Here is an 11,504-nt window from a genome sequence, read left to right on the forward strand (position 1 = left end):
ATTCATCGGTTCAAACTGCTGAAATACTTACTATGTATACATTTTATCAGTTTTAAGCTCCGGTTTTTTCTGAGTTTGTGAGAAATCCGGGTACAATTTCAGCTTTTCACCGCGAATCGAATAATCTAACAACTCCATCGGGTGAATAACTGAAATCTTCTTACCTTGCGACTGCAAATGCTTAGTAATTTGCAAAGTACACCCAGGATTAGCAGAAGCAATTAACTCAGCACCAGTATTTAACAAATTCTCTACTTTTTGCCGACCCAATTCTTCAGAAACTTCTGGTTGCAGCATATTATAGACTCCAGCACTACCACAACACAAAGCTGCATCTATTGGTTCTCTCAACTTCACCCCTGGAATTTGCCGCAATATCTGACGCGGTTGCACACTAATCTTTTGTCCATGCAATAAATGACAAGCATCTTGATAAACTAAATTCAAAGGTTTATCAGTCAGTGGTGAAAGTTTCGCTGTTAATCCAACAGTTGCCAAAAACTCTTGAGCATCTTTAACCTTAGCTGCAAAATCCTTTGCCTTTTCCCGATATTCTGGGTCATCTTCTAAAATATGCCCGTATTCTTTCAAAGTGTGACCGCAACCAGCAGCATTGATAATTACAAAATCTACATCGGTCTTGGCAAAACTATCAATCATTTGCCTTGCTAAAGCTTTTGCTTGTTCTGTTTGTCCTTGGTGTTCGGGAAGCGCCGCACAACAACCTTGAGATTTCGGAATCACAACTTCACAACCATTCGCTGTCAAAACCCGCACCGTTGCTTCGTTTACAGGTGAGAAAAACAGCCGTTGGACGCAACCCAAAATTACCCCAACGCGATACCGCTTTTCACCTTTAGCAGGAATCACACTAGGCAAATTATCTTGAAAAGATTTGAGAGTAATTTCTGGCAGAATTGATTCCATTGCTGCCAAACGGGGCGATATTTTATTGAGTAAACCTGTAGCGCGAAAGAATTTAGCAAACCCCAACTTTTGATAAACCAATAACGGAACTAATAAAATCCGTAAAAGATTGGGATAGGGAAACAGAGAAAATATCAGTTTACGAAAAAATTGGTCTGGCAAACTGCGGGGATAATTTCGTTCAACTTGGTGACGAGTTGCAGAAATTAATTTGTCATACTGCACACCAGAAGGACAAGTACTCACACAAGCAAGGCATCCCAAACACGAATCAAAATGTTCTACGGTTGCTGTATTGAGAGCAATCTCACCTTCATTAATTGCATCCATTAAATAGATGCGTCCTCTAGGAGAATCCATCTCCTTACCCAGCACCCGATAACTGGGACAAGTAGAAAGACAAAACCCACAATGTACACAACTATCAATTAACTTTGGGTCAGGCGGATGACTCTCATCAAAACCTTTCAAATTCTTTAAACTAGCCGTATTGTTAACAGCATTTTCTGAAACTTGCATAATTTTCTTTCCCCTCTCTATCTCAGCGCCCTCAGCGTCTCTACAATTTGTTTCTTAAATTCCACCCACAAACCGACCAGGACTTAAAATATTCTTACTATCAAACTGTTCCTTAATACGGCGCATCAACGGCAAAGCATTCCCCGTATAACCCCAAACATCTATTTGTTCTTTAACCGCCACTGGTGCTTCCAGAATTGTTAAAAAACCTCTATTAAGTTGGGTGAAATCGCGCACCTTCAAAACTTGATTTTTATCCTCTAATTGTAACAAACCTAAACCACTACTTATATGAATTAAACCCAACCCCACTTGAGTCAAAATCTCTACAGCAGCAGTAGGCAACACTCCTATTTTGCAGGTAATTACAGATTCTGTGGCAGAAAAATGTATTCGTTCTTGCAATCTCTGCCATAGACTAGCTTCATCAGCATCAGCAAAAATTGCCCCATCTAAACCTAACTTTTGACCTACTTCCAAAACTCGGTTTGACTGTTCTTTAACACTCTCACTAATACTCTGAAAACGGGCAATTAATCCCAATCCTTGACCCAAACCTAAGCTAGACACCAATTTAGTTGATAGCAAATCAGCTTGAACTGGTGTTAATGCCGAACCTCGAAGGATATCAGTCGCTTGGGATACAGCCTCGGCACTACCAGTTAGTACCACCGTCCCCGATGCCTCTGATAGCGGATACACACGGAAAGTCAGTTGACTAATCAAGCCTAATGTGCCATAAGACCCAGTAAGCAACTTCATCAAGTCATATCCGGCAACATTTTTAACTACTCTTCCCCCAGCTTTAGCGATTTCTCCATCAGCACGGACAAAGGTAACACCTAGTAACTGGTCGCGCACACTACCATAACGTTGCCGCAGAGAACCTGTATCACCTGTGGCAACAATACCGCCAATAGTTGCTGACTCCGGTGCTGTGGGGTCAAGGGCGAGAAATTGCCGCGATTTTGCCAAAAGTGCCTGGAGATCCGAGAACTTCATTCCAGCTTCTACTGTGACAGTCAAATCGCCAACAGCGTGTTCAATCAGTTGGTTGATGCGTTCTGTGCTAACTACGACATCAACGCCCTTAACTAAACCACCCCAGCTAAGTTTACTGCCACTACCACAGGGTAGGACGCGCCAGTTGTGACTGTGAGCTTTGGCGATGACTGCGGCTAGTTGTTGTTGGGTGCGGGGATAGACAATACAAGTGGGAGGTTTTCCAGAAGTTACAGCCTGTTGGATACGTTTTTGCTGGTCTATTTCGATATTTTCCCAAAGGCAAACAGCATTTTCTTCACCGATAATAGATGCAAAATCAGTAGCGCACACGCCTTGCGGCTTGTCGTTAGATATCGCTTTCATTGAGTTTATTTTTTTACGCTCTACCTCTAATTTACTGGTTAACCTGACTAAAAAAGCGTATTGCCATTAATATACGGTGGCTGTATATCCCTAGATTGGGCTACGCCAACACGAACCAACGCTACTCATTTGCGATAAACAACGTTTGTAACGAATGATATACCGATATTACCAACCTAATAAAATATTAAAATTTTATTAAATGTTTACTTAATTGTCTAAACAGTCTTAACTGTCCTTGCATTTTCATTAAAAGAGTAAGAGTATGCTTATAGAAAATTACTTTAATTTTCCTTAACCATTAAGTTGATCTAAATACATAACTTATTCGCACTCTACTTAATGGTTAAGTTTGCTTTTTTCTCATTAATGTAATAAAGCAGAACCGAAAGATTAAACAATCCATTCTAAAACTAGAATTTCAGGTGGAATGAAACCATGAATATATTTAAGTACATCAAAAAGGCGATCGTTTTTGCCCTGGTTGTGTTTAGTTTGAGTTTGGCGCTTCAAAGCCCCAGTTACGCAGCAAGTTTAGAAGGAAAATGGAAGCTTACCTCCTTAAACAATTCTCCTGTTCCCGAACAGTTTAATATTACAGTCGCCTTTGATCCTAATGAAAGTAGAATCACAGGTAATGCAAATACAGGCTTTGCACCCGTGCCATACTTTGGCTCTTATAAATCGACAGACAATACAGTCGAACTACTAGGGCCTGTAATAAAACCACTTATATATCTTGGTGAAGAGGGAGAGAAATATTTTTCTACACTAAATTCAGCCGAGTCTTATGATGTAAAAGATCAAAAGCTAACAATTACCGATTATTCCGGTAAAAAGTTGAGCTTTGTTAAAGCTGAATAAACTTATAATGTTCTTGTAAGCTTATTAAGAGCATTAAGAGCGATCGCACTTTGGTTGGGTAAGGTATTAGCCTTATCCAACCTATATTATTGGGAAACTTTCTTATATCATGACGGCAATTTTAAAATCTCAAAAGAAAAAGTAGTAGATTAGTTAATTTAACTAATCTACTACGGGTAGAGTTAGGAGACAATTTTGATATCTATAGCAATCCTAAATTAGTTGTAAAAATTATTTTTTAAACTTGGAAGCAAAGTGGTGAGACAGTCAGGTTGTTATTTTAATAGAATTTTATGCTAATTTGATTAACTTTTAAAAAATGTAGCAGATGGGGAGAAATTACCCGTCTGCTACAAGTAAACGGAGGTATAAATTTCAGGGAATTAATGTCAGTTATGAAAAACGAATTGAGAAAGCACATCACCGCCGGGAAGTTCGTGAAGTTTGAACTGTACCCGTCACTGAGATTAGTGAACTTTATCAACCCAAATTATGGGCAGGATTACAAACCTTAGTTATGGTTGTCCGCGTGCGTCATCTTTGGAATAGCTGGGTCAATTTTATGGAAAATTCTTATGAGTTAGTCGCAGAATTATTGAGACTAAACCCTAATAAGCGTAAGTACTACCAGCAAGGAGAGAGGGCTATGAAGCTTATTTTATCTGCATCCTAGCCCTTTTTGTCCCCCCGTAAGGTACGGAACTTCAAAAAGACAGCAGGAAAGAAAGCTTGTAAATCAAGCTTTTGTTACCTTTTTAAACTGGATAGTTATTTATGCCATACCGCACTAGTAAAACTTGTAACTAATTTTTCACTAAAGACAGCAAGAACAAGTATTTACGTTTATTTTTATTTTTCAAGGTATTTTTTATGCAATCAAACTCTACTACTAAGCCAAATTATAAATCACAATATGTATATATGTATATTATCGGACGCAAACCGATGTATATGTGAACATTTTCATCGGATTTTCTATTTTGATTTCAATGATTATGTTTGTAGGATTTAATATCTATAAGAAACATCGGGCTGCTGTTCTCAGTAAGCAAATTGCTTCATTAGAAAAAATGTGGCTTTTGAATATTAAGAAAAAAAGAGCTTGAATAAAAACAATATAGACAATGAAGTATTTATTGATAATTTGGGTGCTTATACTCTCTTTAATCGCTCCTAATGCGGCGATCGCTCAAGCAAGACAACCCTACACCTTAATATCTGGACTTGGTGCAATCCACCATCCAATTTCCACTGCTAATGCTCAGGCGCAAGAGTTTTTCGATCAGGGATTAAATTTAATTTACGCTTTCAACCATGATGAGGCGGTGCGTTCTTTTCAACACGCTGCCAAACTCGATCCGCATTTAGCGATCGCATATTGGGGTATTGCTCTGGCTCTGGGCCCTAATATTAACTTAGAAATCGATCCCAATCGAGAATTAGCTGCTTACCAAGCGGTACAGCAAGCTTTAGCACTTTCCACCAAAGCATCTAAGCAGGAACGAGACTACATTACCGCCTTAGCAAAACGTTACTCCCAAGATCCTGGTGCAGACTTGTATCAACTAGCGGTAGACTACGCAAAAGCAATGGCAACCCTAGTTGAGCTATATCCTGATGATTTAGATGCGGCAACGCTTTATGCTGAAAGCTTGATGGATCTGCATCCGTGGCAGCACTGGACTAAAGATGGCAAACCACAGCCAGATACAGAAAAAATTGTGGCTATTTTAGAATCTGTTCTCAAACGTAACCCGAATCATACCGGGGCCAATCATTACTATATCCATGCGGTGGAAGCATCACTTTCCCCAGAACGGGCCCTTGTGAGTGCCAAAAGACTCGGAACTCTAGCGCCAGCAGCCGGACACTTGGTACACATGCCTTCCCATATTTATTTTCGTGTGGGAGATTATGAAGGGGCAATGCAAGCAAATAAGCAAGCGATCGCTCAAGATGATATTTACATCAAAAAATATCAAGTCCAGGGCACTTACCCCATGATGTACTACAACCACAATGTACATTTCCTCATGGTGGCCAGCAGTATGGCAGGAAAATATGAAGATGCTCTCCAAGCCGCAGATAAATTAGTTGCAAATGCTACTGCCATTAACCCATATATACCAATGCTTGAGGGATTCCTGGGCAGCAAAATGCTGATTCAGACACGCTTTAGTGATTGGGATGCCATCTTAAAAACTCCTGCTCCCGATGTTAAATTGCCTACTACCACAGCACTTTGGCATTTTGCTCGCGGTATGGCTATGGCTGCCACAGGCAAACTTGAAGAGGCAGCAAGTGAAAGTCGGGCATTACTTACCGCCAAACAGGAAATTTCTACCGAAGCAACTATCGGATTCAGCCCCGCCAGTCGCATTTTAGACATTGCCTCAAAAGTTATTGATGCCAAAATTGCTACAAAAAATAATGATTATGAATATGCCATTCAATTACTAAAAAAAGCGACAGTAGCAGAAGATGCGCTAGATTACGTAGAACCACCAGACTGGTACTTTCCCACGCGGGAATCTTTGGGTGCTGTACTTTTGGCTAAAGGTGATTATCAAGAGGCGGAGAAAGTCTTTCGTACCGACCTAGAAAAGTATCCCCATAATGGGCGTTCTCTATTTGGCTTACAGGCAACTTTGCAGGCATCGGGGAAAGAAGACGCTGCTAAAATTGTCAAAGCCGAATTGCAAACAGCTTGGAAAGGTCAAACAATTTGGGATTTTAGATTTTAGATTGGCCCCATACCTAGCGGGTTATCCAAAAAAGTACAAGCCAAAATAGCCTTTATTTGTTGCTTGACTTTGGCTTTCGTATTAAAATTTTGAAGTAATGCTTCATGGTTAATGCAGTCAAACATTCAATTCGGATATTCTAAAGATGTGCCCCTGTATGTCTGATTTCCTTTATCACCCTACAGAATTTATCTTCTTCCATTTCCAACCCTTTTTTGTATTGGGCTGTACTTAGGGTAGTTGGGGCAGGCGATCGCATTTACGCGATCGTATTACTGGTTAACTATCTACTGGATGCAGAGAGATGGCTCCTTATGTCATCCTATATTTAGGAGAGTTAATTCAGTGACGTCTTTGATTTTAGTATTGAAAGGCTTTTCCTTTTAGTATTTACAGACTTCTCAGAGAAATTAAAATCTCTACACAGTGATGATTTTGGAGCGAATCGATGTCAATTTACGTAGGTAACCTCTCTTATGACGTTACACAAGAAGATTTAAGTGGTATTTTTGCAGAATACGGTACTGTAAAGCGAGTACAAGTACCTACTGACCGTGAAACAGGTCGTCCGCGAGGCTTTGCTTTTGTGGAAATGGGAACTGAAGCGGAAGAAACAGCTGCCATTGAAGCTCTCGACGGTGCTGAGTGGATGGGTCGTGACCTGAAAGTAAATAAGGCTAAACCCAAGGAAGATAGAGGTGATAGAGGTTCCTTTGGTGGAAACCGAGGAGGATACGGTGGCGGCGGCGGACGCGGCGGACGCTACTAACTTTGGAAACAAAAAAAATTTACCAATAGTCTTAAGGTCAGACAAACAACAGTCTGTCTTTTTTTTGTAATGTTCCCGCCTGATTAAGTCAACTTAGTAGGAGAAATAATGACCCAAGTAATTGTCGGTGACAATGAACACATTGAATCAGCCTTACGACGATTTAAGCGAGAAGTTTCCAAGGCTGGAATTTTTCCAGACATGAGAAAGCATCGTCATTTTGAAACACCCTTAGAAAAACGCAAGCGCAAAGAAGTCGCCAAGCACAGACAGAGTAAGAGAAGTTTTCGTAATTAAGGGCTGATATAGCTACAAAAGAAAACCTTCATAGATTCTATGAGGGTTTTCCTTTTGTCTATTTAAAAATCAGGAAACCTCAAGAAACGCTAAAATCAAGTCAGCCTTTGTATTGTAGCGGTTGTGTCCCACATCACTCAGAGGGCGGTTCACTGCATAAATCCTGATTGTCAACGTCCTTATCCCCAACCTTGGGGAAACAAATTCTGCAACAGCTGTGGCGCACCGCTAGAGTTGTTAGACCGCTATGTTCCACTTCAACCATTAGGTTCGGGAGGATTTGCTCAAATTTACACGGTTTGGGATGAAAAAACTCAAACCGAGAAAGTGCTGAAAGTGTTGGTAGAAGATTCACCAAAAGCACTGGAATTATTTACCCAAGAGGCGGCAGTTTTATCTAGTTTGCAGCATCCAGGTGTCCCCGCAGTCGATGCTGAAGGGTATTTTCAGGTACAACTGTTTAACCCCAAGCCGCACCAACTACCTTGTCTGGTAATGGAAAAAATCAATGGACGGACTTTAGAGGAGATATTAAAAAAGTTTCCCCAAGGGTGTCCAGAGAAGTTGGTTGTCAACTGGTTTGCCCAAACTGTAGAGATTTTACAAGAATTACACAAACGTCAGATTATTCATCGGGATATTAAACCCTCTAATTTAATGCTGGGCACATCTTCGTCCACTGTCAGCCTACCTCAAGGGCAAATAGAAGGCGATCGCCTGGTACTAATTGATTTTGGTGGGGCAAAGCAATTTAGCCCCTCTAAGCTGCGTTCTCAGTCTAGTTCCACCCGATTATTTTCTTCTGGTTACAGTCCACCAGAACAAGTGAGTGGAAGTATTGTCGGGCCAAGTGCAGATTTTTATGCTCTTGGTCGAACTGTGATTGAATTGCTAACAGGCAAATACCCGCTAGAGTTGGAAGATCAACAAACTGGGAAATTGCGCTGGCGTACTGCGGCGAATGTCAACCCGCAACTAGCAGATTTACTAGATGAGATGGTGCAAGAGGATGTGCGATCGCGTCCAGCAAATGCAGCTATCATTCAAAAACGCTTGGCGAAGATTTCGCAACCATTACCGCCACCGGGATTATTTGCCCAACTGCGAGATCGGGGGAAGCTTGCTTCAACGCAAGTTTCCCAGAGATTTACACTGCTAATGCAAGCTATTGAACGAGTTTTAGGGAACTTTAGCCAAGCTGTAACTAAAACCGTTGTTTTTATCGCTCAGACAATCATCAAAATTTTTCAAGCTTGTTTGGCGACTCTTTGGGCGATGATTTTGGCTTATGTTGGGGCTTGTTTTGGTGCGATCGCTGGTTTTATTTTGGCATATCACACCAACTTGGGGCGTTGGGTTGTGGAATTTATTTCGAGTCAGCTAAACCAATTAATCCCAAATACTCAAACCGTCTTTGGGGCAGATATTTTAGTATTCATCGCCGCAGGCTGGGGAACCGCTTGGGGACTGACAGTATCTGGGTGTTTTGGTCAACGGCGGCGCTTTTTAGTAGCATCGCTGATGGGTATGATTAGCTATGGCTTCGGCTGGTTCATTTTGCAACTAATCACACCAAAAGACAGTGGTGAAGGCTTAGTGGCAGTGATTCTAGTAGCAGCTTGCCTACTCACACTAAGCTTAGGTCTTCGCAGCCATCACATAGTATACGCCGTGTTAGCTGCCTTTGGTAGTGCGATCGCATACGCACTTTTGATTATTTTAGGATTAGCACCTCCAATTTTCCAATTTACCAGTCAGCCAGCCTGGTCAGAGTTACAGTTACCTCTGATTTTTTTTGGTTCCGTAGGCTTCTTTATCAGCTTCTGGTTAGGAGTGAGTTACTACCTAATTGTCCCTGGATTGCGCTTTTTAGGGTGGCGGTGAAAGAGGAAAGAGGGATTCCTATATTTAGGACTTGCCTAAGTGTCATATATTTTTGTAGAGGTTATCAAGAGTCAAAAAATCAAAATCTTGACCCTTGACCCCGAAACACGAAAATATACGTGCCAGTTACGTAAATCCTGCTATTTTAGCTGTTAGATACAAATAAATAATTGGGGATTAACTATGGAACCTATTTCTATGATTATTGCTGCTTTAAGTGCTGGTGCGATCGCAGCTACTAAGGATACCGCAGGAACAGCCGTTAAAGATGCCTATCAGGGGTTGAAGACTTTGATTAAGCAGAAGTTTGAAAGTGATCCCCTTGGAAAAGGGCTGGTAGATGCCAAACCAGAAGAAATTAAGCAAGTGGAAGGTTTGTTAAAAGATAAGCTTACTCAAGCTGGTATTGATAAGGATGAGGAAATTATTAAAGCAGCCGAAGAGGTAATGAAAAAAGAAGATCCTCAAGGATTTGAAGAAGGCAAGTATAACACAAATGTAACAGTTCAAGGTGATGTATTTGGTGTGGCTGGAACAAACTCAGGAACGGTTAATATTGGGCCAGTTACTAAGGGCAAATAAATAATCTTTAATTGTGTTTAATCAAATTTAAATAAAATTAGAATGACTACAGAGCCTTTGAAAGTAACGACTGAAGGTGATTTATTAGGCGTTGCTGGACACAATTCAGGAACTGTCAATATTACCTATATTTCTCAGAGATTATCTGATACTGAAATTCATACCCGAAAGCTGATTGAACGTTCTCCTTATTTGGGATTAAGTAAATTTGAGACGAAAGATAGTAGTAAATTTTTTGGTCGAGATACTTGGATTAGTGAATTAACAGATTACTTTAAACAAAATAATGTTCTTCTGCTTTTAGGAGCATCTGGAAGTGGTAAGTCTTCCTTAATTAGAGCGGGGTTAATTCCTGCTTTAGAAAATCAGCCTGGTTATGAACAATTAGTAAATCTAACTTTTGTTCCTGATGCAAACCCATTTCAATCTTTTCATAGTAGTCTTTTAACAAAATATAAACAATCAGAAGCGAAACTAGCTCAAGCGGTTAAAGAAGATACGCTTGTGAAAGTTGTTCAATCTCTTAAATGGGATTCTCAATGGCTGATTTTTGTAGATCAATTTGAGGAATTATTTACCACAACACCAAAAAAGGAAAGAGATTTTTTCATAAAAAGCCTCATTCAATTAATTGAAAAATCGGATACTTCCGTTAAAATTATTCTGACTATGCGGGCTGATTTTCTCGATAAATTAAGCCCTTACCCAAAGTTAGGAAAAATCCATGATTCCTATAGTCGAATGCTCACAGACATGGATGATAATGATCTAAGATTGGCAATTGCTGAACCTGCGGCTAGTAATGGAGTAACTTTTGAACAGGGATTAATTTATCAAATTATTTCTGATTTTCGTAAACGGGCTGGGTCTTTACCACTTTTGCAATATACTTTAAATGAATTGTGGAAAAAAGATAATATTCAAGACAGAGTTTTAAATATCAAGACTTATCAAGATTTGGGAGGAGTGACAGGCGCACTTCAAAAACAGGCTGATAAAATATATGCTGACTTTAATGAACAAGAAAAAAAAGCAGCACAAAATATTTTTATAGCATTAATCGGATTAGAACGCAAAGAAGCTGTTAGTAAAAGGGCTGATATAACAGCTTTTGAGAAAGAGGAGACACAAAAAAAAGTTCTGTATCAATTGATTGATAGTCGCCTTTTGGTAAGTAAAAGAGAAGATGGAAAGGCGACGACTGAAGTGGCACATGAGGAATTACTTCGGTCTTGGAAAGTTTTACAGAATTTAATTCGGGATAAAGAAGAGATAATCGTTCTGGGAAATCGGGTATCTGCGGATGCGAAACAGTGGGATGAGTTACGCAAAAAAAATCCCCAAAAAGCTAACAATGAACTCTGGATTGGTTCTAAGTTAGGGCGAATTGTTGAGCTTGAACAAGAGGAATCTCTATCTAATTTGGATGATGTAACAAAAGAATTTATTAAGGTTATACCAATTTTATATGAGGCTGCATATAATAGAGAAAACAAACTCGATAAATTAAAATAACCATGAGCCGCCCTTTTAAGATTGAAATCGCAGAG

Annotated in this window: 9 protein-coding genes and 1 pseudogene; 8 read left to right on the top strand and 2 right to left on the bottom strand. The window is 40.0% G+C overall.

All coding sequences use genetic code 11. The features are described from left to right. Positions 1 to 30: 30 nt before the first annotated feature. Positions 31 to 1,446 carry a (Fe-S)-binding protein gene (locus V7K69_RS06505; protein WP_335032477.1) on the bottom strand — a complete coding sequence of 472 codons (1,416 nt, stop codon included), beginning with the start codon at positions 1,444 to 1,446 and terminating at the stop codon, positions 31 to 33. A gap of 54 nt (positions 1,447 to 1,500) precedes the next feature. Continuing rightward, the gene (locus V7K69_RS06510; RefSeq protein ID WP_335032479.1) at positions 1,501 to 2,814 is read right to left on the bottom strand and encodes an FAD-binding oxidoreductase; all 1,314 of its coding nucleotides are present in this window, start codon (positions 2,812 to 2,814) and stop codon (positions 1,501 to 1,503) included. Positions 2,815 to 3,252: 438 nt separating this feature from the next. Between V7K69_RS06510 and V7K69_RS06515 the strand changes: the two genes are divergently transcribed. The 8 genes and pseudogenes from V7K69_RS06515 (at position 3,253) to V7K69_RS06550 (ending at position 11,469) form a co-directional block, all read left to right on the top strand. Next, positions 3,253 to 3,678, top strand: a complete 426-nt coding sequence (locus tag V7K69_RS06515) for an META domain-containing protein (protein ID WP_335032481.1) — start codon at positions 3,253 to 3,255, stop codon at positions 3,676 to 3,678. 547 nt (positions 3,679 to 4,225) lie between these two features. Continuing rightward, positions 4,226 to 4,351: pseudogene (locus tag V7K69_RS06520) on the top strand (IS4 family transposase); the annotation flags it as partial. Between the two features lie 451 nt (positions 4,352 to 4,802). Continuing rightward, the gene (locus V7K69_RS06525; RefSeq protein ID WP_335032483.1) at positions 4,803 to 6,422 is read left to right on the top strand and encodes a tetratricopeptide repeat protein; all 1,620 of its coding nucleotides are present in this window, start codon (positions 4,803 to 4,805) and stop codon (positions 6,420 to 6,422) included. A gap of 448 nt (positions 6,423 to 6,870) precedes the next feature. Beyond that, on the top strand, positions 6,871 to 7,191 hold the full coding sequence (locus tag V7K69_RS06530) for an RNA recognition motif domain-containing protein (protein WP_012407715.1): 321 nt from the start codon (positions 6,871 to 6,873) through the stop codon (positions 7,189 to 7,191). 108 nt (positions 7,192 to 7,299) lie between these two features. Continuing rightward, positions 7,300 to 7,488 carry a 30S ribosomal protein S21 gene (gene rpsU / locus V7K69_RS06535; RefSeq protein WP_012407716.1) on the top strand — a complete coding sequence of 63 codons (189 nt, stop codon included), beginning with the start codon at positions 7,300 to 7,302 and terminating at the stop codon, positions 7,486 to 7,488. Positions 7,489 to 7,611: 123 nt separating this feature from the next. After that, positions 7,612 to 9,372, top strand: a complete 1,761-nt coding sequence (locus V7K69_RS06540; RefSeq protein ID WP_335032485.1) for a serine/threonine protein kinase — start codon at positions 7,612 to 7,614, stop codon at positions 9,370 to 9,372. A gap of 183 nt (positions 9,373 to 9,555) precedes the next feature. Continuing rightward, on the top strand, positions 9,556 to 9,954 hold the full coding sequence (locus V7K69_RS06545) for a hypothetical protein (RefSeq protein WP_335032487.1): 399 nt from the start codon (positions 9,556 to 9,558) through the stop codon (positions 9,952 to 9,954). Positions 9,955 to 9,996: 42 nt separating this feature from the next. Continuing rightward, a complete protein-coding gene (locus V7K69_RS06550; protein ID WP_335032489.1) occupies positions 9,997 to 11,469 on the top strand; it encodes an ATP-binding protein in 1,473 nt (490 codons plus the stop codon). Positions 11,470 to 11,504 lie beyond the last annotated feature (35 nt).

It is taken from the genome of Nostoc sp. (assembly GCF_036917775.1).
GTDB lineage: Bacteria > Cyanobacteriota > Cyanobacteriia > Cyanobacteriales > Nostocaceae > Nostoc.